Genomic DNA, 24,160 nt, shown 5'->3' with positions numbered 1-24,160 from the left:
GTTACTTGGTCAGCAGAGATTCGATATCCTGCAGCAGTTGCTCAGCCTGAGCGGACGGTAGCACCGCATCAACCGGTAAATACCACCAATTAGGCTGGGCAAAGGCGCGGCACTTCACCGCGTCCTTCTCCGTCATCAGCAGCGTTTGCTCTGCGGTAACCAGCCCCGTCAGCTGCGGCTGCTGATATTCCTGATGATCGGCAAACGCCACTTCCTGCACCACCTCGACGTTCAGCTTTTCCAACGTCGCGAAGAAACGCGGCGGATGACCGATCCCCGCCATCGCCACCACGCGCGGCAGCTCGGCTGCCGGGCGACGTTCACCGCTCAGCAGGTTCACCGCGTCACGCGCCTGCAGGCGCATGGCAATCTCCCCCGCCTGTGCCACGCCGCCATTGGCGACGCACGCATCGACGCTGCCAAGCCGCGCGGCACGCTCGCGCATCGGCCCGGCCGGTAACCACCAACCATTGCCGAAACGGCGCACGCCGTCGATGACCACCAGCTCGAAGTCACGCTGTAAGGCATAGTGCTGCAAGCCGTCGTCGGTGATGATCGCATCCAGCGGCTGTTGTTGCAGCAAGGCCTGCACCGCCTCGGCTCGCTTGGGCGCGATCGCCACGGGCGCGCCGGTGCGCTGATAAATCAGCACCGGCTCATCCCCCGCCTCGCGGGTCGAGGTATTCTGATTAAGCACCAGGGGATAGACCGCCGACTTGCCGCCGTAGCCGCGCGAAACCACGCCAACGCGATAGCCCCGCTGCTGCAGGTGTTCCACCAGCCAGATCACCATCGGCGTTTTGCCGTTGCCGCCGGCGGTAAGGTTGCCCACCACCACCACCGGCACCGGCGCGCGCCAGCTTTTGCGCAGGCCACAGCGATAACTGAGGCGAATCAGCCAACTGAGCAGGCCATACAGCCAGGAGAACGGCAGCAGCGCCAGATAAAGCAGCGAACCGCCGGACCAGATGCGCTCAATCATTATTGACCAAACTGCATGCGGTGCAGTTGCGCATAGGCGCCCTGTCGCTCAAGCAATTCGGCGTGCTCGCCGCGTTCGACGATGCGGCCGTCCTCCACCACCAGGATCTCGTCCGCCTTCTCAATCGTCGACAGACGGTGCGCGATCACCAGCGAAGTACGGTCCTTCTGCAACTCGTCCAGCGCAGCCTGGATGGCACGTTCGGACTCGGTATCCAGCGCAGAAGTCGCCTCATCCAGGATCAGGATCGGGCAGTCGCGCAGTAACGCACGCGCGATGGCGATACGCTGACGTTGGCCGCCGGACAGCATTACGCCGTTCTCACCGATCACCGTATCCAGGCCGTTCTCCATCTTGTTGATGAAGTCCATCGCGTACGCCATTTCGGCCGCTTTCTCAATCTGCTCGCGGCTGTATTCGCTCTCGCGCGCATAGGCGATGTTATTGGCGATAGTGTCGTTGAACAGATGCACGTTTTGCGAGACCAGCGCCACCTGATTACGCAGTGAGGCCAGGGTATATTCGCGCAGATCGTGGCCATCCATCAGGATTTCGCCTTCCTGGATATCGTAGAAGCGCGTCAACAGGTTGGCGATGGTGGATTTTCCCGAACCGGAACGGCCCACCAATGCGACGGTCTTGCCTTCGGCGATTTTCAGGTTGATATCACGCAGCGCCGGCGTTTCCTTGGACGGGTAGTAGAAGGTAACGTTGCGGAATTCGATATCGCCTTTCGCACGCTTCACTTCGCGGGTGCCGGTGTCTTTTTCCTGTTCCATATCCAAAATGGAGAACAACGTCTGGCATGCCGCCATCCCGCGTTGGAACTGGGCATTGACGTTGGTCAGCGACTTCAGCGGGCGCATCAGCGCGATCATCGACGAGAACACCACGGTAATGGTACCGGCGGTCAGGGTTGACATCACGCTTGGGAAGCTGGCGGCAAACAGCACGAACGCCAGCGCCAGCGAAGCGATCAGCTGAATGATCGGATCGGAAATCGAAGACGCGGAGACCAGTTTCATGCCCTGTTGACGCATGCGGTTGCTGACCGAGTTAAAGCGCTCGGTTTCCACCTGCTGGCCACCGAAGATCAGCACTTCTTTATGGCCTTTCAGCATCTGCTCGGCGCTGGTGGTCACCTGCCCCATGGTGTTCTGCATGTTCTTGCTGATGTTGCGGAAACGCTTGGACACCAGGCGAATGGCGATGGAGACGATCGGTGCCAGCACGATCAGGATCACCGACAGCTGCCAGCTGTAGTAGAACATCATGATGAACAGGCCAATGATCGAGGCCCCTTCACGCACCACGGTCACCAGGGCGCTGGAAGAGGAGGAGGCCACCTGCTCGGAGTCATAGGTAATGCGCGACAACAGCGTCCCGGTAGACTGCTGATCGAAGAAGGCCACCGGCATTCTCATCATGTGGCCAAACAGGCGGCGGCGCATCTGCATCACCACCATGCCGGAAACCCAGGAAATGCAGTAGCTTGAAACAAAGCTGGTCACGCCGCGCATCAGCATCAGCGCAATCACCGCCAGCGGCATCCACACCAACACGCTGCTGTCGGTTTTTCCAAACCCATCGTCCAATAGCGGTTTAAGCAGAGACAGCATCAGCGTGTCCCCCGCTGCGTTCATAATCAACGCAATGGCGGCCACAATCAGCCCGGTCTTAAAAGGAGTGATCATCGGCCAGAGTCGACGGAACGTCTGCCAGGTCGAGAGATCTTTATCATTCATCATGCAAATACCAGCATCGGAAGAAATAGCGGCCTATTTTACTCATTATCACCCTCTACGCCAAACCGCTGATGGTACCAACGGGGCATTAATTGTTCGCGAAAGCCTTTAATTTGCCAATCGTTGTCGAAAAAAAGTACCGATAACTGGCCGGAGCGCGTCGTATCACGCCATGTAATGCCATTTGCCCGGTATCTGGCGACCACTTGACGCGCCGGCAATCGCCATTTGTTGTAACGAGATGCTGACGCCAGCGCCACCTCAGGATTGACCGCGCGCAGAAACGGCGGCGTCGAAGACGTTCTGCTGCCATGGTGCCCCACCTGCAATACCGTGGCCGCTAAACGGTCGCGGCGCAATCGAATCAGCTGTGCTTCCGCCTTCTTTTCCGCGTCGCCGGTAAGTAGCAGGCTGTATTTCCCGTCGTCGATGCGAATCACACAGGAGTCGTCATTGACCGGCCTTTTGAGCGTTTTCGGCGGCCACAGCACCTCGAATTGCAACGACTGCCAGCGCCAACGCTCACCGGCGACGCAGGGCAAGTGCCCCTCCCCGCGTATCGGGCTGCGCACCGTCGCCTGTGGAAACGCACTCTGTACCGTCGGCAGCCCGCCGATATGATCGAGATGAGCATGGCTGATAATGATCTGTTCCAGTGCAATACCCCGCCAGTTCAGCATCGGTAAAATATGCCGCTCGGCGGCGCTGCCTGCAGGCCAACGATCGCCGGTGTCATACAATATGCCTTTGCCGTTTTGCTCTATCACCATCGCCAGGCCGTGCCCGACATCAAGCATATCGACGCGCCAGCGGTATCCCGGTTCTTTTCCTCGCCACAGCACGCAGCATATCACGATCGTCGCCAGGCCCGGCGCATAGCGCCACCACCAATGAAAGCGCCAACAGATAACGATAAGCCATCCCGCTATGCTGGCCAGCAGCGAGGCAGCCCCCAAATCCACCCAACCTCGCTGCAGGTAATGCAACGGCACAAACACCCCGCTCAACGTGAAATCGGCCAACCACCAAAGCCCGTAACTTAGCGAGGGGAAGACGCCGCCGATCACCGCCAGCAAAATCAACGGCACCGTCACCAATGAAACGATGGGCACCGCCCAGAGATTGGCCGGCAACGAGGTCAGCGTCAGGCCTAAAAACAGCGCGACCTGCATCGGCACCAGCAGCAGCGTCATGCCCAACTGAATATGCAGCCAGCGTACAGGCGCCCAATACCAGGCGGAACGAAATCGCTCGCCGAGCGGCGCCCATTCGAACCAAAAAATCAAACACCCTACCGCCAGCACCGACAGCCAAAAACTGTCTGACAATACCGCCAGCGGATCGCACAACAAAATCAGCCCGACGCACCACAGCCACACTTGCCAGGAAGAACAATGAACGCCGCGCAAACGAAGCAGCATCCACAGCGTCATCGCCAGCGCGGTGCGTACCGCCGGTGGCTGGGCGCCCACCAACCAGACATAGATCAGCGTCGCCACCCAGCCCGCGACCAGCGGAAAGCGATAACCAATCAGATGGGCGGGAAGAAAAAACTGCAGCGCACGCAGCACCGCCCAAAACAAAATGGCGACCATCGCCACATGTAGTCCCGAAATAGCCATCAGGTGCGCAATGCCGGTTTTCAGCATCAGCGTGCGCAAAGCCTGTTCCAGTGCGGTGCGTTCCCCAAACGCCAGCGCCAGCAACACCGCTTTGTAACGCAATTCACCGATGTTGGTTTCCGCATGGCTGATTATGCGCTGGCGCAGGCCGCAATCGCCATCCAGCAAACGAGCCTGCCTGACCTGCGCGGTCAAAGGTTGGCGCTGCGCGATTGCCCAACGCTGGCTGTCAAAGCCGCCTTCATTGAGCTTGCCATGCACCGGCCGCAAACGCAGTTTCAACTGCCAACGCTGCCCGGCGCACAGCCGCTGCCGTTCTGGGACCCACGTCGTGGTAAACGCCAGCGCAGGCACCAACCAATGGCCGTCGACTCGTTCGAAGCGCATCAGCGTCTGCTTACTGGCGGCAGGCTTCAGTGCGACACTGCTCACCTGCGCCACCGCCGTTACATCCGGCATGTGGCTTAGGCGCTCCATTTGCCCAAGCAGGCTTCCGGCGTTGAAAACCGCCCATAGGAATCCCAAACCCAGGCAGGCCAAATAACGGCAGATCGGCCAACGGGTGCGCAGCAGTAAACAGGCGACAAACAGCATCGGCCACAGCAGCCATGGCTCTGGCAACCGCGGTAAAACCAGCAGCGGCAGGATGCCGCAGATAACGGCGAATATCGCCAGATCCAGCGAAATTTTGATCGCTCTTCTCCCATCGGCTCCACCATGAGCAAAAACGCGTCACGGCAAGCAAGCAGGATCGTTGAGGCGATATGTCACCGCCAGCGGGCTTTAACGAAGATGCGGTGAGCATGGCAGAATAAGAGAGGCCTATGCAGCAGCCACACCGCAAATGCGGCGCAGTACGCAATTCACTAGCGTATCGTGGAGAATCGCAGGCGAAAAAAAACGGCGCCTTAAAGGCACCGTTTTATATTCTTTACAAGCAACAACGCTATGAGCAGTCAGCGACTAGCCATAGATATTGGCGCGGTCACGCAACTCTTTGCCGGGTTTGAAGTGAGGAACGTACTTGCCGTCCAGCTCAACTTTATCACCGGTTTTCGGGTTGCGGCCTACACGCGGGGCACGGTAGTGAAGAGAAAAACTGCCGAATCCGCGGATCTCAATGCGTTCGCCCTCGGCCAGCGTTGCGGCCATGTGCTCAAGCATCTCTTTCACTGCATCCTCAACGGCCTTCGCCGGAATATGAGATTGCTGGCCAGCAAGTCTTTCAATAAGTTCAGACTTGGTCATAGTACCTCCAAGCTTTGCAGCTAAACTACCGTATCGGGGCGGTCAGAAACCGCCCCCCGTCATTACTCGCCTTTAGCCGCTTTGAAAGCTTCAGCCATTGCGTTAGAGAAGTTGCCTTCTTCCTGTTTGTTGTTAACAGTTGCGATGGCGTCTTTCTCGTCAGCTTCGTCCTTAGCACGTACGGACAGGCTTACAACGCGGTTCTTACGGTCAACGCCGGTGAATTTAGCTTCAACTTCGTCACCTACGTTCAGAACCAGAGTTGCATCTTCAATGCGGTCGCGAGAGGCTTCAGATGCACGCAGGTAACCTTCTACGCCGCCTGCCAATTCAACTGTAGCACCTTTGGCGTCAACTGCAGTGACTTTACCAGTAACAATAGCACCTTTCTTGTTCATAGACAGGTAGTTATTGAACGGGTCTTCAGCCAGCTGCTTCACGCCCAGGGAGATACGCTCGCGCTCTGCGTCAACTTGCAGAACAACCGCTGCGATTTCGTCGCCTTTCTTGTATTCACGTACTGCTTCTTCGCCTGCAACGTTCCAGGAGATGTCAGACAGGTGAACCAGGCCGTCGATGCCGCCGTCCAGGCCGATGAAGATACCGAAGTCAGTGATAGACTTGATTTTACCTTCAACGCGGTCGCCCTTGTTGTGGGTTTCTGCGAACTGCTGCCATGGGTTGGATTTGCACTGCTTCAGGCCCAGGGAGATACGACGACGTTCTTCATCGATGTCCAGAACCATCACTTCCACTACGTCGCCCACGTTAACAACTTTGGACGGATGGATGTTTTTGTTGGTCCAATCCATTTCAGAAACGTGTACCAGACCTTCAACGCCTTCTTCGATTTCTACGAAGCAGCCGTAATCAGTCAGGTTGGTTACACGACCAGTCAGCTTGGTGCCTTCTGGGTAACGTTTCGCGATAGCAACCCATGGATCTTCGCCCAGCTGTTTCAGGCCCAGGGATACACGAGTACGCTCGCGGTCGAACTTCAGCACTTTAACAGTGATTTCATCGCCAACATTGACGATTTCGCTTGGGTGCTTAACGCGTTTCCAAGCCATGTCAGTGATGTGCAGCAGGCCGTCTACGCCGCCCAGATCAACGAATGCACCGTAGTCAGTGAGGTTCTTAACGATACCTTTAACTTCCATGCCTTCCTGCAGGTTTTCCAGCAGTTGATCGCGCTCAGCGCTGTTCTCGGATTCGATAACCGCACGGCGAGAAACGACAACGTTGTTGCGCTTCTGATCCAGCTTGATGACTTTGAACTCAAGCTCTTTGCCTTCCAGGTGCAGAGTGTCACGTACCGGACGCACGTCAACCAGGGAACCTGGCAGGAACGCGCGGATGCCGTTCAGCTCGACGGTGAAGCCACCCTTCACTTTGCCGTTGATAACACCGGTTACAGTCTCAGCTTCTTCGTAAGCTTTTTCCAGCGTGATCCAAGCTTCGTGACGCTTAGCTTTCTCACGGGACAGCAGGGTTTCACCGAAGCCGTCTTCAACAGCATCCAGAGCAACGTCAACTTCGTCACCAACCTGGATTTCCAGCTCGCCCTGGGCGTTTTTGAATTGCTCAGCCGGGATGGCAGACTCAGATTTCAGACCGGCGTCAACCAGTACGATATCTTTGTCGATAGCAACAACGACGCCACGAACGATGGAACCCGGGCGGGTTTCGATTTCTTTTAAGGATTCTTCAAAGAGTTGAGCGAAAGATTCAGTCATGTTGTTAATCTTCAGGGTTCTTTAGTTTAACGTCCATTTAGCGTCCCGCCGAATGGGGTTGTTTCACATACCCCGCCATTGGCTCCATGCCGACAGGGTTTAAGGTTACAGGGGTAAAATTTTACCCGATATATTGCGATACCGCTATGACAAATATGACAAAAAGCCAATAGCGCCGCCGCGCTTATTGCTGCGGCAACGCCAACACTTTCTGTGCATACGTCAACGCCTGCCGGATCACTTCTTCGATCGACATGCTGGTAGAATCCAGCACGAGGGCGTCAGAAGCGGGCACCAGAGGCGCGATAGGCCGATTACGGTCACGGTCGTCCCGTTCCTTTATCTCGGCTAAAAGACGTTCAAAGTTAACATTAAAGCCCTTCTCCTGCAACTGCAGCATGCGGCGGTGCGCGCGCTCCTCCGAGCTGGCGTCGAGGAAAATCTTGACCGGCGCGTCCGGGAACACCACCGTGCCCATGTCGCGGCCATCGGCAATCAGGCCGGGCGCCTCGCGGAATGCGCGCTGGCGGCGCAGCAGCGCCTCGCGCACGCGCGGAAACGCCGCCGCTTGCGACGCGGTGTTGCCGACGGTTTCGGTGCGGATCTCATTGCTGACGTCCTCACCTTCCAAAATCACCTGCAGCTTGCCGTCCTGGGCAACGAAGCGAACATCGAGATGTGCGGCCAGCGGAACCAGCGCTTCCTCAGAAGTGATATCCACCTGATGATGCAACGCCGCCAGCGCCAGCACGCGATAGATCGCGCCGGAGTCCAGCAAACGCCAACCAAGGGACTCGGCCAACGCTTTACACAGCGTGCCTTTGCCTGCGCCACTTGGTCCATCAACGGTTATCACCGGGGCTGTAGCCGTCATTTCTCTCTCCTTCAGGTAGAAAACCTCACAGAGACACGGTGCGCCTCGGCTCAAGGCCCGCGCGCCGTACTCTCTGCCACCTGCCCAATCAGGGGCAAATACGGTGGCGTATTATACGCTGCCCTACGGCAATCTGTTACCCTGGAACTGTCCGGTTGTTGAAAATAAGCGCACAACCGCGAAAAAGTATAGAAGAAACGCCGGTTGCCAAAGGTTAAAAATGATAAAGGCCCACAAAGGGGCCCTAAAATAAACGATTTGACGGGTTACGCCGGCTGGCTGATGCGCGCCAGCTGTTCGAAATAGTCCGGGAAGGTTTTCGCGGTGCATTTCGGATCGAGAATGGTGACCGGAGTATCCGACAGCGCCACCAGCGAGAAACACATCGCCATGCGGTGATCGTTGTAGGTGCCAATCTCGGCAAACTGCAGTTTGGCCGGCGGCACGACGTGAATGTAGTCTTCGCCTTCGTCCACTTCCGCCCCCACTTTACGCAGCTCGGTGGCCATCGCCGCCAGACGGTCGGTCTCCTTCACCCGCCAGTTGTAGATATTGCGAATGGTGGTCGGCCCCTCGGCGAACAGCGCTGCGGTGGCGATGGTCATCGCCGCGTCCGGAATGTGGTTCATGTCCATGTCGATACCGCGCAGTTCACCGCGGCTGCATTCGATGAAATCGTCGCCCCAGGTAATGCGCGCGCCCATTTTCTCCAGCACGTCGGCAAACTTGGTGTCGCCCTGCACGCTTTTGCGGCCGATGCCGGTCACGCGCACGGTGCCGCCTTTGATAGCCGCCGCCGCCAGGAAGTAAGAGGCGGAAGAAGCGTCGCCCTCAACCAGGTAATCGCCCGGCGCGATATACGTCTGACGCCCCTGGATATGGAACACCCGGTAGTTGTCGTGGCTCACCGATACGCCGAAGGTACGCATCAGATGCAGCGTGATGTCGATGTACGGCTTGGAAACCAGCTCGCCCTTGATGTGGATCTGCGTATCCTGCGGCGCCAGCGGCGCAGTCATCAGCAACGCGGTCAGGAACTGGCTGGAGACGCTGCCGTCAACGGTGACGTCGCCGCCCTGGAAGCCGCCGCGCAGGCGAATCGGTGGGTAATCGGTCTGCTCGAGGTAATCAATCTGCGCCCCGCCCTGGCGCAACGCGTCCACCAAATGGCCGATCGGGCGCTCTTTCATGCGCGGTTCGCCGGTCAACACCACGTCGCCTTCGCCGAGGCACAGCGCCGCCGCCAATGGGCGCATCGCCGTCCCGGCGTTGCCGAGGAACAGTTCCAGCGGCTGCTCGGCCACCAGCGGCCCGGCCACGCCGGTCACTTCGCATACGGTGCGATCGGCGGAAAGCTGATAGTTCACGCCCAACGCCTGCAGCGCGTTCAGCATATGACGCACGTCGTCGCTGTCCAGCAGGTTGGTCAGCCGGGTCGTTCCTTTCGCCAGCGCCGCCAGCAGCAGAGCGCGATTAGAAACGCTCTTGGAGCCGGGTAAGTTGACGGTGCCATTGACCAGGGCGACCGGGTGTAACGTCAGGGAATCCACCATGTGAACAAAACTCTCCAATTCTGATAAACGAAACGGCTCCGGGATAATGCCGGAGCCGCTTTAATGCAAAAGGACAACAGCCTGAGCAGCCCGCGCCGGGCGGGCTGACGGAATCAACCGTGACGACGTTCGAAGTCGGCCATGAAGTCGGTCAGCGCCTGCACGCCGGCCAGCGGCATGGCATTGTAAATAGAAGCGCGCATGCCGCCAACTACCCGGTGCCCTTTCAGCGCCTGCAGGCCGATGGCTTCGGCCTCGCTGAGGAACACCTTGTCCAGCGCCGCATCGGCCAGCTGGAACGGCACGTTCATCCAGGAACGGTTGGCGATCGCCACCTGGCTGCGGTAAAAGTCGGATTTATCGATGGTCGCGTACAGCAGTTCGGCCTTGGCCTGATTGCGTTTTTGCATCTCCACCAGGCCACCCTGCTCTTTCAGCCATTTGAACACCAGCCCCGACAGGTACCAGGCGAAGGTCGGTGGAGTGTTGAACATCGAGTCGTTCTCGGCCAGCACGGTGTAGTCGAGGATCGACGGCACTTCTTTGCGTGCCTTACCCAGCAGATCGTCGCGCACGATCACCAGCGTCAAGCCGGCCGGGCCGATATTTTTCTGCGCGCCGGCGTAAATCACGCCAAAACGGCTGACGTCGAGCGGGCGGGACAGGATGGTCGAGGAGTAATCGCCGATCACCACCTTGTCGCCGAAGTCCGGCGTTTCATCGATGGCCACGCCGTCGATGGTCTCATTCGGGCAATAGTGGACATAAGCCGCGTCGGCGCTGAGCTGCCACTCTTTCATCGGCTTGATGCCGCTCAGGCCGTCGATACGGGTTTTCACGTCGATGACGTTCGGGGCGCAATACTTTTCCGCTTCCTTGATGGCGCTGTGCGCCCAATAGCCGCCGTCGATATAGTCGGCGGTGGCCTTGTCGCCCAGCAGGTTCAGCGGCAGCGCGGCGAACTGCGCGCGCGCGCCGCCGTGGCAAAACAGCACTTTATAGTTGGAGGGGACTTTCAGCAGATCGCGCAGATCCTGTTCCGCCTGCTCGGCAACGGCGATGAATTCTTTGCTGCGGTGACTGATCTCCATCACTGACGTGCCCAGCCCGTGCCAGTTGCACAGTTCCTGTTCCGCACGACGCAACACTTCCACCGGCAGCATCGCCGGGCCAGAGCTAAAATTATAAACCTGAGTCATTTCCCCTCACCACATTCACTGTTCGCCGCAGAAAAGCGACCTGTCGAAAAGACGCCCGAAGTTAACGCTCGCGTTAACCAACCCATCGGTTTTATCACTCACGCCCCATGGCTGCAACGCTTATTCACCCGTCGGCGGTAAACGGCCGCGCCGGGTGATGACAGGCTCTGCGGCCGTCGCGATTGTTTGGACGATAAAACCCTGCGACATGGGGAAATTCAGCGGGTTAACGCGGTGTTTTATGCTGTATTCAGCCAAGATAGCTGCGGGAGCCCGACCGGCCCCCGCAGAAGAGAAAACGATCAGTACTGATTGAACATCTGCTGGATTTGCTGCGCGTCTTTGGTTTGCGTCAGCGCCAGCTGCAGCAGAATGCGCGCTTTTTGCGGATTCAGCGTGCCGGCGGCAACAAAGCCGTACTTGGCGTCGTCCACTTCCGCATCTTCGGTGGTGGCGCCGGTCGGCACCCGCGATGAACGCACCACCGCCACGCCGTTGTGCGCCGCCGTCGCCAGGGTGTCAAACACCGTTTTATACAGGTTGCCGTTGCCGACCCCGGCGCTGACGATGCCCTGATAGCCTTCGGCGATCAGCGCCTTGGCCGGCGCATCGGAGGCGTTGGCATAGTTGTAGACGATGCCGACCTTCGGCAGTTCGTTCAGCTTGCTGACGTCGAACGGCGTATCCCGGGTATGCTTACGCTGCGGCGAGCGCTGGTAATCGATCTTGCCGTTGTGGATATACCCCAGCGGGCCGAAGTTCGGCGACTGGAAGGTCTGCACGGCGGTGGTGTTGGTCTTGGTGACGTCGCGCGCATCCAGCACCGTGTCGTTCATCGCCACCAGCACCCCGCGGTTGGCCGATTGCGGATCCGCCGCCGTCACCACCGCGTTGTACAGATTGAACGGGCCGTCGGCGCTCATCGCCGTCGCCGGGCGCATCGCCCCGACCAGCACCACCGGCTTGTCGCACTTCACCGTCAGATCGAGGAAGTAGGCCGTCTCTTCCAGCGTATCGGTGCCGTGGGTGATGACGAAGCCGTCGGTCTTGCTGCAGTCGGCGTCGATCTTCTTCGCCAACGTCAGCCATACCTGATCGTTCATGTCCTGCGAACCGATGTTCACCACCTGCTCCCCCTGCACGTTGGCGATGTTTTTCAGCGCCGGCACCGCATCGACCAACGCCTCGACGCCCAGCTTGCCCGCCGTATAGTTGGATTTCGTCGCCGAATCGCCGCCGCCGGCAATGGTGCCGCCGGTCGCCAGCAGAGTGATGTTGGGCAGCGCCAGCGCCGAGGCGCTGAAGCCGGTCAACAGGAGGGTTAACGCGCTGAGTTTCACTGATTTCATTAGATTTCTCCGTGACAGATAACTCGCTGAATTATGGCCTTTATCCTTAAAAAAACTGTGACTTTGCCGCCGCTTTAGGAATACGTGGAGCTCCAGCGTAAAACCCCGTATCATTGCGCGTTTTTAGTACGCGCAAAAAGTGAAGACAATGACGCAAACTTTTATCCCCGGTAAAGACGCCGCCCTGGAAGACTCCATCGCCCGTTTCCAGCAGAAACTGAGCGATCTCGGTTTCAACATCGAAGAAGCCTCCTGGCTGAACCCGGTGCCGCACGTGTGGTCGGTGCACATTCGCGATCGCGATTGCCCGCTGTGCTTCACCAACGGCAAAGGCGCCAGCAAAAAAGCCGCGCTGGCCTCCGCGCTGGGTGAATATTTCGAGCGCCTGTCCACCAACTACTTCTTCGCCGATTTCTATCTGGGCCGGCAGATCGCCGAAGGCGACTTCGTGCACTACCCGAATGAAAAATGGTTCCCGATCCCTGAAGACGACGCGCTGCCGGCCGGTATCCTCGACGAACGCCTGCACGCCTTCTACGATCCGCAGCAAGAGCTGAGCGCCAGCGATCTTGTCGATCTGCAATCCGGCAACGCCGATCGCGGCGTGTGTGCGCTGCCGTTTACCCGTCAGTCCGACCAGCAAACGGTGTACATCCCGATGAATATCATCGGCAACCTGTATGTTTCCAACGGCATGTCCGCTGGCAACACCGCCAACGAAGCGCGCGTGCAGGGCCTGTCGGAAGTGTTCGAGCGCTATGTGAAAAACCGCATCATCGCCGAATCCATCAGCCTGCCGGCGATCCCGGACGAAGTGCTGAACCGTTACCCGGGCGTGGTGGAAGCCATCGCCAAGCTGGAAGAGGAAGGTTTCCCGATCCTCTCCTATGACGCCTCGCTGGGCGGCAACTACCCGGTCATTTGCGTGGTGCTGTTCAACCCGACCAACGGCACCTGCTTCGCTTCGTTCGGCGCGCACCCGGACTTCGGCGTGGCGCTGGAGCGCACGGTGACCGAACTGCTGCAGGGCCGCAGCTTGAAAGATCTCGACGTGTTCACCGCACCGACCTTCGATGACGAAGAAGTGGCGGAACACACCAACCTGGAAACGCACTTCATCGACTCCAGCGGCCTGATCTCCTGGGATCTGTTCAAACAGGACGCCGATTACCCGTTCGTTGACTGGAACTTCAGCGGCAGCACGCAGGAAGAGTTCGCCACCCTGATGAGCATCTTCGACAAAGAAGACGCGGAAGTGTACATCGCCGACTACGAGCACCTGGGCGTCTACGCTTGCCGCATCATCGTGCCGGGCATGTCCGACATTTATCCGGCGGAAGACCTGCTGCTGGCCAACAACAGCATGGGCGCGCACCTGCGCGATACGCTGCTGGCGCTGCCGGGCAGCGAGTGGGAGCCGGAAGAGTACCTGGCGCTGATCGAGCAGTTGGACGACGAAGGGCTGGACGACTTCACCCGCGTACGCGAACTGCTGGGCATTGCCAGCGGCAAAGACAACGCCTGGCATACCTTGCGCGTGGGCGAGCTGAAGTCGATGCTGGCGCTGGCGGGCGGCGATCTGGATCAGGCGCTGATTTGGACCGAGTGGACGCAGGACTTCAACGCCTCGGTGCTGAGCCCGGCGCGCAGCAACTACTACCGCTGCCTGCAAACGCTGCTGCTGCTGGCGCAGGAGCCTGAGCGCGAAGCGGCGCAATACTATACCGCGTTCGTGAAAATGTACGGCCAGGAAGCGGTGGACGCGGCCTCGGCCGCCATCAGTGGTGAAGAGCGCTTCAACGGGCTGTTCGCCGTCGATGCCGATCTGAAGGCGCTGCCGGCCCATCAGGCGCTGCTGGCGGCCTACGAGAAGCTGCAGGCGGCCAAGCGCCGTCACTGGGCCAAGGCCTAATCGCCATTGAGGGTACCGCCACTTTTGGGGTACCCTCCCCGGTCAAACGCCGCACTCCGCTGCGGCGTTTTCATTTTGCGGTTTATTTCAACGCATTCTGTTTTATTTTCCCGCAGAAAAATAGGCGGTTAAACGAGCATAAGAATAAATAAACCGGCGATTGTTGCCAGACGGTGAAATAATAATTAACCGATAATTAAACTTTCAGCGACGAACGGCGACAAAACGCCTAAAAATTTAACTTTACCCTACGCCGTCCACCCGATGAATTCAAAAAATTTTGCAAACATTAAAAAAATGTTTTTATTTAAAAATCAATAAATTAACCTAAAAAACCACACAAAAAACACGCCATTTTGCCGCTCTACTTCCCCGCCTTATGATCCAAATCAAATTTTCCCCTATACTGCTTTGCTAGTATCTCATTGCGTTGTTTTAACCCTTAAGAGCGAGAGTTAGTTTGAAAACTGACAGCCCATTCGATCTGATTTTACCTGCGGCAACGGCGAAAATCGCTGAAGATGCCGGCGTGTATAAAGCCACCAAACATCCGCTGAAAACGTTTTATTTGGCGATCACCGCCGGTGTCTTCATTTCCATCGCCTTCGTTTTCTACATCACGGCGACCACCGGCACCGCCGGCGTGCCTTTCGGGCTGGCGAAACTGGTCGGCGGCATCTGTTTCTCTCTCGGGTTAATGCTGGTGGTGGTGTCAGGCGCCGACCTGTTCACCTCTACCGTGCTTATCGTCATCGCCAAGGCCAGCGGCCGCATCAGCTGGGGCCAGCTGGGCGCCAACTGGCTGAACGTTTATCTCGGCAACCTGGTCGGCGCGCTGTTCTTCGTGGCGCTGATCTGGTTCTCCGGCGAGTATATGGTCGCCAACGGCCAGTGGGGCCTGAATGTCCTGCAAACCGCAGACCACAAGCTGCATCACACCTTTATCGAAGCCGTGTGCCTCGGCATTCTGGCTAACCTGATGGTCTGCCTGGCGGTCTGGATGAGCTACTCCGGCCGTACTCTGACCGACAAGATGCTCGCCATGGTGCTGCCGGTCGGGATGTTTGTCGCCAGCGGCTTCGAACACAGCATCGCCAACATGTTTATGATCCCTATGGGCATCGTGGTCAAACACTTCGCCACGCCGGAGTTCTGGCAAGCCGTAGGGGCGGTACCTGAGCAATTCGCTCATCTGACAGTAAGCAACTTCATCATCGACAACCTGATTCCGGTCACCATCGGCAACATCATCGGCGGCGGTCTGCTGGTTGGGTTGACTTACTGGGTAATTTATCTGCGCGGGGGCCGCGAACAGCACTAAGCTGTGAGTTACCGCGCGCAGAGTTAGAAATCCACAATCAAAGGTAGGTGTACAATGACCGAACTTAACGAGAAATTAGCCAACGCTTGGGAAGGTTTCAGCAAGGGTGACTGGCAGAATGAAGTCAACGTTCGTGACTTCATCCAGAAAAACTACACGCCTTATGAGGGTGACGAATCCTTCCTGGCTGGCGCAACTCAAGCCACCACCACCTTGTGGGACAAGGTTATGGAAGGGATCAAACTGGAAAACCGCACTCACGCGCCGGTTGATTTCGACACCAACGTTGCTTCAACCATCATTTCTCACGACGCGGGTTACATCGCCAAAGAGCTGGAAACCATCGTAGGTCTGCAGACCGACGCCCCTCTGAAACGCGCGCTGATCCCGTTCGGCGGCATCAAAATGGTCGAAGGTTCGTGCAAAGTGTACGGCCGCGAACTGGATCCGCAGCTGAAAAAAGTGTTCACCGAATACCGTAAAACCCACAACCAGGGCGTATTCGACGTTTACACCAAAGACATCCTGAACTGCCGTAAATCCGGCGTGCTGACCGGTTTGCCAGATGCCTACGGCCGCGGCCGCATCATCGGCGACTACCGCCGCGTGGCGCTGTACGGTATCGACTTCCTGATGGCCGACAAACTGAACCAGTTCAAATCGCTGCAGGAAAAACTGGAAAACGGCGAAGATCTGGAAATGACCATCCAGCTGCGCGAAGAGATCGCTGAACAGCACCGCGCTCTGGCTCAGATCAAAGAGATGGCCGCTAAATACGGTTACGACATCTCCGGCCCGGCCACCAGCGCGCAAGAAGCGGTGCAGTGGACCTACTTCGGCTATCTGGCCGCGGTGAAATCCCAGAACGGCGCCGCCATGTCCTTCGGCCGCGTGTCCACCTTCCTCGACGTGTTCATCGAGCGCGACATCAAGGCGGGCAAACTGACCGAAGAACAAGCGCAGGAACTGATCGACCACCTGGTGATGAAACTGCGTATGGTGCGCTTCCTGCGTACCCCTGAGTACGATGAGCTGTTCTCCGGCGACCCAATCTGGGCAACGGAATCCCTGGCCGGTATGGGCGTCGACGGCCGTACCCTGGTCACCAAAAACAGCTTCCGCTTCCTGAACACCCTGTACACCATGGGGCCGTCTCCGGAGCCGAACATGACCATTCTGTGGTCTGAGAAGCTGCCGCTGAACTTTAAGAAATTCGCGGCGAAAGTGTCCATCGACACCTCTTCCGTTCAGTACGAAAACGACGACCTGATGCGCCCTGACTTCAACAACGATGACTATGCCATCGCTTGCTGCGTCAGCCCGATGATCGTCGGCAAACAAATGCAGTTCTTCGGCGCCCGTGCCAACCTGGCGAAAACCATGCTGTACGCCATCAACGGCGGCGTTGACGAAAAACTGAAAATGCAGGTCGGCCCGAAAGAAGCGCCGATGATGGACGAAGTGCTGGACTATGACAAAGTCATGGCGCGCATGGACCACTTTATGGATTGGCTGGCCAAGCAGTACGTGACCGCGCTGAACATCATTCACTACATGCACGACAAGTACAGCTACGAAGCTGCGCTGATGGCGCTGCATGACCGTGACGTTTATCGCACCATGGCTTGCGGCATCGCCGGTCTGTCCGTGGCAGCCGACTCCCTGTCTGCCATCAAGTACGCGAAAGTCACCACCATTCGCGACGAAGACGGCCTGGCCATCGACTTCAAAGTGGAAGGCGAGTATCCGCAGTTCGGTAACAACGACGCCCGCGTCGATGACATCGCTTGCGACCTGGTGGAACGTTTCATGAAGAAAATTCAGAAACTGCGCACCTACCGCAATGCGGTACCGACTCAGTCCGTACTGACCATCACCTCCAACGTGGTGTACGGTAAGAAAACCGGTAACACCCCGGATGGCCGCCGCGCAGGCGCACCGTTCGGCCCAGGTGCCAACCCGATGCACGGCCGCGACCAGAAAGGCGCAGTAGCCTCCCTGACCTCGGTAGCCAAACTGCCGTTTGCCTACGCGAAAGACGGGATCTCCTACACCTTCTCCATCGTGCCTAACGCGCTGGGTAAAGACGACGACGTGCGTAAAGCCAACCTGGCGGGCCTGATGGATGGTTACTTCCACCATGAAGCCTCCATCGAAGGCGGCCAGCACCTGAACGTCAACGTAATGAACCGCGAAATGCTGCTGGACGCGATGGAAAACCCTGAGAAATACCCTCAGCTGACCATCCGCGTTTCCGGTTACGCCGTGCGCTTCAACTCGCTGACCAAAGAGCAACAGCAGGACGTCATTACTCGTACCTTCACTCAAACGATGTAATACGCCAACCGGGCGGGAAACCGCCCGGTGCCAAAGTCAGGGCCGGTTCTGCCGGCCCTTTTCTCCCACCGCTCTCCCCTGACTCTGTAGAGTCTGTTTTGCCGGACATCTATACTGAATGGATAGCCGGCAAAACAGTTATCCGGCAACTGACCGGCCGACAGGCATCATTACCCCCGGTGGCGGGCTCACACCGCCACTGCATCGCAGATACCTGGCCGGCGGCCACGCGCCTATTTTTAGACTGCGTTTGACAGTCAATATTGGAGAAAACCCCGCAATGTCAGTAACTGGTCGCATCCACTCCTTCGAATCCTGCGGCACCGTCGACGGGCCAGGGATCCGCTTTATCGTCTTCTTCCAGGGCTGCCTGATGCGCTGCCTCTATTGCCATAACCGCGACACCTGGGATACCCACGGCGGCAAAGAAGTGACCGTTGAAGAGCTGATGAAAGACGCGGTGGCCTACCGCCACTTCATGAACGCCTCCGGCGGCGGCGTGACCGCGTCCGGCGGCGAGGCGATCCTGCAGGCAGAATTCGTGCGCGACTGGTTCCGCGCCTGCCACGCCGAAGGCATCAATACCTGCCTGGACACCAATGGCTTCGTGCGCCGCTACGATCCGGTGATCGACGAGCTGCTGGACACCACCGATCTGGTGATGCTGGACCTGAAACAGATGAACGACGAGATCCACCAGAACCTGGTCGGCGTCTCCAACCACCGCACGCTGGAATTCGCCCGCTACCTGGCGAAACGCAACCAGCGCACCTGGATCCGCTACGTGGTGGTGCCGGGTTGGTCAGACGACGACAAGTCGGCGCACCTGCTGGGCGAGTTCACCAAAGACATGACCAATATCGAGAAAATCGAGCTGCTGCCCTACCACGAGCTGGGCAAGCACAAATGGGTGGCGATGGGGGAAGAGTACAAGCTGGACGGCGTTCATCCGCCGAAGGCCGAGACCATGGATCGCGTCAAAGGCATCCTGGAAAGCTACGGCCACAAAGTCATTTACTGATTGGCGCAGCGCCAAAAAAAACCGGCTCATGGCCGGTTTTTTTATGCTCAGGCGGCAGCGAACGGCGTGTGATGGTGATCCGGCTTCTGCTTCTTCAGCAGCATCAGCAGGTAAACCAGCGCCACGGCAGCGATCATCACGAACAGCACGCGATCGGAGTAGTTTTGCATCAGCAGCGCCGTCATCGACGGGCCCAGCAGGCTGCCGATGGTGTAGCTCATCAGCAGCGCCTGGTTCATCGCCACCAACTCGTGCGGTAGCGCCTTCTCACAGGCCCAGGACATCGCCACCGGGTACAGGGTAAAGCCGGCGCAGCCGAGGATGAACAGCGAAGGCGCCATGGCGTAGTTACCGAGCATCGCCACGCTGGCGAGGATCACCACGAATACCTGAATGCGCAGCACCAGCAGACGCCCGTAACGATCGGCCAGGCGACCGACCGGCCATTGGCCGACGATGCCTGAGCTGACCAGCAGCGCCATCCAGTAACCGACGTTGGCGTCGCTCATGCCCTGATGGGAGAGGTACAGCGGCATCAGGCCGTACAGCGAACCGAGCACGATGCCGGAAATGATGCAGCCATTGATGCCGAGGCGCGCGCTGCGGCGTTTCAGCATTGTCCACACCGCTGCCTGCTGCGGCTCGTCTTCATGGCGGTTGACCCGCGCAAACAGCATCGGCAACATCGCGCTGATCACGATGGCGGTCACCCACGGCACCACGTGCAGCAATTCCGTCGAGGTCATGCTCAACAACAATTGGCCGGTCACCGTACCGAGGTAATAAACGATCATATAGGCCGCCAGCAGCTGGCCACGGTTGCTGAGATTGCCGCTGCGCAACAGCGCGCTTTCCACGATCACCCAAATCCAGGCGCAGCCGACGCCGGCGAAGAAGCGCCAGCCCAGCCAGCTCCAAAAATCGATCGACAGCACCATGCCGGCGGTTGCGGCGGCGAACACCAGACAAGAAAGATGATAGCTGCGGGTAAAGCCGACGCGCTGGATCAGTTTGCCCGCTACCAGCGTGCCCAACAGGTTGCCGCTGAAATAAGAGGAGCTGACCATTCCCACCTGCCAGGTCGACAGCTGAGCATGGGTTAACCAAAGAGGCACGAGCGTATTCAAAACGGCAATGGATACCGTGAGCAGCAAGAGGCCGCAGAGCAATAAGAGCACTGGGCGAGAGTATGCGGACATAGTGAGATTGTGACCGAACGCGCAATGAGAGTGCGCGCATCATGCCACTGGCGATAAAAAAGTCAATCGCCTCTTATCATTTCACCGCACGATTTGTTTCCGGCTAACCGGCTGAAAAAGCGCTATGCTCAGCACAGTGCGAATTTGACGACGGAGAAACAAGATGAGTCAGGCAAATAATGCGGTGGTAGAGGCCCTGCTGGCGGACATCGGCAGCACGCAAGGTGACCTGCTGGCCATTGTGCAGCAGGTGCGGCGGATCGCTGCGGAGAGCGGCAACGGCGTCACCGAATCGGTCAAATACGGCGGCATCATGTTCTCGCATAGCCAATTTTTCTGCGGCGTTTTCGCCTACCGCAATCACGTCACGGTGGAATTCGGCCAAGGGCACCGACTGGAAGATCGCTATCAGCAACTTGAAGGCAGCGGCCAGTATCGGCGGCACATCAAGCTCCACTCGCCCGACGAGGTGAAAAGCAAGCATCTGGCGGACTACATTCAACAGGCTTATACGCTGACTACGGGCTGAATTCTCGACATAAAAAAAGCGCCCGCAGGCGCTTTTTTCGTGGTTTGCCGTTTAGCCGATATATTCCAGGCCGCCCATATAAGGACGCAGCACTTCAGGTACCTGAATGCGGCCGTCGGCCTGCTGGTAGTTTTCCAACACCGCCACCAGCGTACGGCCAACCGCCAAGCCCGAGCCGTTCAGGGTGTGGACCAGACGCGGTTTCTTGTCGGCTTTGCTGCGGCAGCGCGCCTGCATGCGGCGAGCCTGGAAGTCCCACATGTTGGAGCAGGACGAGATCTCGCGGTAGGTATCCTGCGCCGGCAGCCACACTTCCAGATCGTAAGTTTTGCACGCGCCGAAGCCCATGTCGCCGGTGCACAGCAGCACCTTGCGGTAAGGCAGGTTCAACAGCTGCAGCACTTTTTCCGCGTGGCCGGTCAGCTCTTCCAGGGCATCCATCGAATCTTCCGGACGAACGATCTGCACCATTTCAACCTTGTCGAACTGGTGCATGCGGATCAAACCGCGGGTGTCACGGCCGTAAGAACCGGCTTCAGCACGGAAGCATGGCGTGTGTGCGGTCATTTTCAGCGGCAGAGATTCCTCTTCCACGATCTCGTCGCGCACCAGGTTGGTCAGCGGCACTTCCGCCGTTGGGATCAGCGCGTAGTTGCTGCTGTCGGCTTCTTCTTCCAGCGGACGGGTATGGAACAGGTCTTCGCCGAACTTCGGCAGCTGGCCGGTACCGTACAGCGTGGCGTGGTTGACCAGGTAAGGCACGTAGGCCTCCAGGTAGCCGTGCTGCTCAGTGTGCAGATCCAGCATGAACTGGGACAGCGCACGGTGCATGCGGGCGATTTGCCCTTTCATCACCACGAAGCGCGAACCGGTCAGCTTAACCGCGGCGGCAAAATCCAGCCCGCCGGCCATTTCGCCCAGATCGACGTGATCGCGCACCGCGAAGTCGTACTGGCGCGGTTCGCCCCAGCGGGTCACTTCCAGGTTTTCGCTGTCGTCTTTACCATCCGGCACGGCGTCGTCCGGCAGGTTAGGCAGCGTCAGGGCGTAATCGCGGATCTCGCTCTGCAGCGCATCCAGCGCCGCCTTGGCGGCATCCAGCTTGTCACCCAGCTCGTTCACTTCGCGACGCAGCGGCTCGATGTCTTCCCCACGCGCTTTGGCCGCGCCGATGGATTTCGATCGGGAGTTGCGTTCCGCTTGCAGCGTTTCAGTTTCTACCTGCAGAACTTTGCGACGTTCTTCCTGCGAACGCAGCAGATCCAGATCGAGTTTAAAGCCTCGGCGAGCCAGTTTGACGGCGACTGCGTCTAGCTCATTACGCAGCAGATTGGGATCGAGCATGCTAATCCTGTGCTTGTTGTTATTGAAAGAAGTGTTGTTGTTCTATGCGGCTGATTTATAGCCGCATAAAAGAAGAGTGATACCCGCTAACCTTACCGCAACGGCCTCGCTAGCGGTAGCGTTTTGTCGGGCTATTTTGATCCTGCTCAGCCAGCCATGCCAACTTTTCGCCGATTTTCCCTTCCAGCCCGCGCGACGTCGGTTGATAGTAGCGCGTATGGGCCATTTCAGGCGGGAAATAGTTCTCGCCGGCGGCGTAGGCGTTGGGTTCGTCGTGAGCGTAACGGTACTCCGCCCCCAGCCCCATCTCCTTCATCAGCTTGGTCGGCGCGTTGCGCAAATGCTCCGGCACGTCATAATCGGCCTGCTCTTTGGCGTCGCGCATGGCGGCCTTGAACGCGGTGTAGACCGCGTTGCTTTTCGGCGCGCAGGCGAGATAAACGATCGCCTGCGCAATGGCGCGCTCGCCCTCCGCCGGCCCCACGCGGGTGAAACAATCCCAGGCGGCGATCGCCACCTGCATGCCGCGCGGATCGGCGTTGCCCACGTCTTCAGAGGCAATCGCCAGCAGGCGGCGCGCCACATAGAGCGGATCGCCGCCGGCGGTAATGATGCGCGCATACCAGTACAGCGCGGCGTCCGGCGCCGAGCCACGCACCGATTTATGCAGCGCGGAAATCAGGTCGTAATAACGGTCGCCCTTGTTGTCGAAGCGCGCGCTGCGCTCGCCCGACACCTCTTTCAGCAGCTCGGGCGTCAGCACCCGCACGCCTTTGACGTCGAGCTCCGCCATGTCCGCCATCATTTCCAGGCTGTTCAGCGCCCGGCGCGCGTCGCCGCCCACCAGTTCCGACAGCAGGCGGCGCGTTTCGGCCGGCAGCTCGACGTTCTGGCCGCCAAAACCGCGCGCCTTGTCGTTCATCGCCTGATCCAGCACCTGGCCGATGTCTTCGGCGGTCAGCGCCTTCAACAAATAGACGCGGGCGCGCGACAGCAGCGCCGAGTTCAGTTCGAACGACGGGTTTTCGGTGGTGGCACCGATAAAGGTGATGGTGCCGTCTTCGATGTGCGGCAGGAAAGCGTCCTGCTGGCTCTTATTGAAGCGGTGCACTTCGTCGACGAACAGGATGGTGCGGCGGCCGGCGTCGCGATTTTGCCGCGCCCGCTCGATCGCCTCGCGGATCTCCTTGATACCGGAGGTCACGGCGGAGATCCGTTCGACATCCGCCTGACCGTAACGGCCGATCAGCTCTGCCAGTGTCGTCTTCCCGGTGCCCGGCGGCCCCCATAAAATCATCGAGTGCAGCTGCCCGGCCTCGATGGCGCGCGGCAGCGGCTTGCCGGCGGCCAGCAGGTGCTGCTGGCCGATATACTGCGCCAGCGTGGTCGGCCGCATACGCGCGGCCAACGGCTGGAACTCGTTCTGGGAAAAATCGAGCGACAGATTATTACTCACTTGCACCTCACTGGCGCTGGTCGTCCAGCGTCACCCCCTTCGGCGGGGTAAATTTGAATTTGGCCGGATCGGCGGCGACGTTCTGCTGGCTTTTCAGCGTATAGGAACTGCGCTGACCATCCTGCTCCACCGCAGCGAAGCTACGAATGGTACCGCTGTTGGTCACGCTGATGGCGAACTGCTTCAGGTTGCCGCTGGCGGACTTCGGCGTCAGCTCGAAATCATCGCCCTTTTGCTTCACGTTGTACTGTTTCCAGTCGCTGGCATTATTGCGGGTGATCAGCATAAACGGCGTATTGCCGGTGGCGTTCTTCAGCCAGGTCGCCGTCACCTGCTCGACGAACGGGTTATAGAACCACAGGGTCTGGCCATCGGAGACCAGCACGCTCTCATCGGGCGAGGTCATGTGCCAGTTGAACAGGTTTGGCCGCTTCACCCACAGCTCGCCTTCCCCCTGTTGCACCGCGGCGCCGTCGGCGCTGGTCACGGTTTGTGAGAAGCTGGCGTGGAAACTGTTCACCTTCGCCAGGCGACTTTGCAGATCCTGTGCGGCATCGGCCAGCACGGAGGTAGAAGCGAATCCCGAAAGCAGACAGCAGGCAACTAACAGTTTTTTCATTATTCCAGATACCTTATGAAATGCGTTAACCGCAGGGCGACGCCGTGCGGGTCAAATCAACCCTATACCCGCTCACTTTACCCGAAGCCGGCGATCGGCCGGTAGGCCAATGTT

18 protein-coding genes are annotated in these 24,160 nt (G+C 58.6%); 5 read left to right on the top strand and 13 right to left on the bottom strand.

Annotated features, from left to right (window positions below):
* Position 1 precedes the first annotated feature (1 nt).
* The 9 genes from lpxK to ansB all read right to left on the bottom strand — a co-directional run bounded on the left by lpxK (position 2) and on the right by ansB (position 12,308).
* Positions 2-982, bottom strand: coding sequence for a tetraacyldisaccharide 4'-kinase (gene lpxK, locus C3F38_RS11050; protein ID WP_047727928.1), 981 nt, complete (start codon positions 980-982; stop codon positions 2-4).
* Positions 982-2,730 (bottom strand): lipid A ABC transporter ATP-binding protein/permease MsbA, encoded by a 1,749-nt coding sequence (gene msbA, locus C3F38_RS11045; protein WP_047727931.1) that lies wholly within the window; start codon positions 2,728-2,730, stop codon positions 982-984. Before msbA ends, lpxK begins: the two co-directional genes overlap by 1 nt.
* Positions 2,731-2,765: 35 nt before the next feature.
* Positions 2,766-5,036, bottom strand: coding sequence for a ComEC family protein (locus C3F38_RS11040; RefSeq protein ID WP_080479011.1), 2,271 nt, complete (start codon positions 5,034-5,036; stop codon positions 2,766-2,768).
* Positions 5,037-5,312: 276 nt separating this feature from the next.
* Positions 5,313-5,597 (bottom strand): integration host factor subunit beta, encoded by a 285-nt coding sequence (gene ihfB / locus C3F38_RS11035; RefSeq protein WP_004928264.1) that lies wholly within the window; start codon positions 5,595-5,597, stop codon positions 5,313-5,315.
* A gap of 62 nt (positions 5,598-5,659) precedes the next feature.
* Entirely contained in the window at positions 5,660-7,333 is a 1,674-nt protein-coding gene (rpsA, locus tag C3F38_RS11030) for a 30S ribosomal protein S1 (protein ID WP_004928267.1), read from the bottom strand.
* 184 nt (positions 7,334-7,517) lie between these two features.
* Positions 7,518-8,207, bottom strand: coding sequence for a (d)CMP kinase (cmk, locus tag C3F38_RS11025; protein WP_004928270.1), 690 nt, complete (start codon positions 8,205-8,207; stop codon positions 7,518-7,520).
* A 266-nt stretch (positions 8,208-8,473) separates the two neighbouring features.
* Entirely contained in the window at positions 8,474-9,760 is a 1,287-nt protein-coding gene (gene aroA / locus C3F38_RS11020; RefSeq protein WP_048233255.1) for a 3-phosphoshikimate 1-carboxyvinyltransferase, read from the bottom strand.
* Positions 9,761-9,873: 113 nt separating this feature from the next.
* Positions 9,874-10,959: a 3-phosphoserine/phosphohydroxythreonine transaminase gene (gene serC / locus C3F38_RS11015; RefSeq protein ID WP_033633446.1), complete on the bottom strand. Its 1,086-nt coding sequence runs from the start codon at positions 10,957-10,959 to the stop codon at positions 9,874-9,876.
* Between the two features lie 302 nt (positions 10,960-11,261).
* Positions 11,262-12,308 carry an L-asparaginase 2 gene (gene ansB / locus C3F38_RS11010; protein WP_055316245.1) on the bottom strand — a complete coding sequence of 349 codons (1,047 nt, stop codon included), beginning with the start codon at positions 12,306-12,308 and terminating at the stop codon, positions 11,262-11,264.
* Between the two features lie 148 nt (positions 12,309-12,456).
* Between ansB and ycaO the strand changes: the two genes are divergently transcribed.
* The 4 genes from ycaO (at position 12,457) to pflA (ending at position 18,899) form a co-directional block, all read left to right on the top strand.
* Positions 12,457-14,220, top strand: coding sequence for a 30S ribosomal protein S12 methylthiotransferase accessory factor YcaO (gene ycaO / locus C3F38_RS11005; RefSeq protein WP_033640817.1), 1,764 nt, complete (start codon positions 12,457-12,459; stop codon positions 14,218-14,220).
* Between the two features lie 460 nt (positions 14,221-14,680).
* Positions 14,681-15,541 (top strand): formate transporter FocA, encoded by an 861-nt coding sequence (gene focA / locus C3F38_RS11000; RefSeq protein ID WP_019454548.1) that lies wholly within the window; start codon positions 14,681-14,683, stop codon positions 15,539-15,541.
* A 54-nt stretch (positions 15,542-15,595) separates the two neighbouring features.
* Entirely contained in the window at positions 15,596-17,878 is a 2,283-nt protein-coding gene (gene pflB / locus C3F38_RS10995) for a formate C-acetyltransferase (protein ID WP_016928324.1), read from the top strand.
* 280 nt (positions 17,879-18,158) lie between these two features.
* Positions 18,159-18,899: a pyruvate formate lyase 1-activating protein gene (pflA, locus tag C3F38_RS10990; protein WP_015377324.1), complete on the top strand. Its 741-nt coding sequence runs from the start codon at positions 18,159-18,161 to the stop codon at positions 18,897-18,899.
* 47 nt (positions 18,900-18,946) lie between these two features.
* Here the strand turns inward: pflA and C3F38_RS10985 are convergent, their stop codons facing one another.
* Entirely contained in the window at positions 18,947-20,098 is a 1,152-nt protein-coding gene (locus C3F38_RS10985; RefSeq protein WP_047727941.1) for an MFS transporter, read from the bottom strand.
* A gap of 163 nt (positions 20,099-20,261) precedes the next feature.
* On the opposite strand from C3F38_RS10985, the gene C3F38_RS10980 reads away from it, so the two are divergent.
* Complete coding sequence (locus C3F38_RS10980; protein WP_038880770.1) at positions 20,262-20,627, top strand: DUF1801 domain-containing protein; 366 nt, start codon at positions 20,262-20,264, stop codon at positions 20,625-20,627.
* 51 nt (positions 20,628-20,678) lie between these two features.
* Here the strand turns inward: C3F38_RS10980 and serS are convergent, their stop codons facing one another.
* The 3 genes from serS to lolA form a co-directional block, all read right to left on the bottom strand.
* Complete coding sequence (gene serS, locus C3F38_RS10975; protein ID WP_038880767.1) at positions 20,679-21,971, bottom strand: serine--tRNA ligase; 1,293 nt, start codon at positions 21,969-21,971, stop codon at positions 20,679-20,681.
* A 109-nt stretch (positions 21,972-22,080) separates the two neighbouring features.
* A complete protein-coding gene (locus C3F38_RS10970) occupies positions 22,081-23,367 on the bottom strand; it encodes a replication-associated recombination protein A (RefSeq protein ID WP_055316265.1) in 1,287 nt (428 codons plus the stop codon).
* Between the two features lie 67 nt (positions 23,368-23,434).
* On the bottom strand, positions 23,435-24,046 hold the full coding sequence (gene lolA / locus C3F38_RS10965; RefSeq protein ID WP_019454555.1) for an outer membrane lipoprotein chaperone LolA: 612 nt from the start codon (positions 24,044-24,046) through the stop codon (positions 23,435-23,437).
* Between the last annotated feature and the right edge of the window lie 114 nt (positions 24,047-24,160).

The sequence above is a fragment of the Serratia sp. SSNIH1 genome (assembly GCF_002935055.1).
Lineage (GTDB): Bacteria > Pseudomonadota > Gammaproteobacteria > Enterobacterales > Enterobacteriaceae > Serratia > Serratia nevei.
The sequence above is the reverse complement of the archived record's forward strand: the minus strand, read 5'-3'. Positions and strand labels throughout refer to the sequence as shown.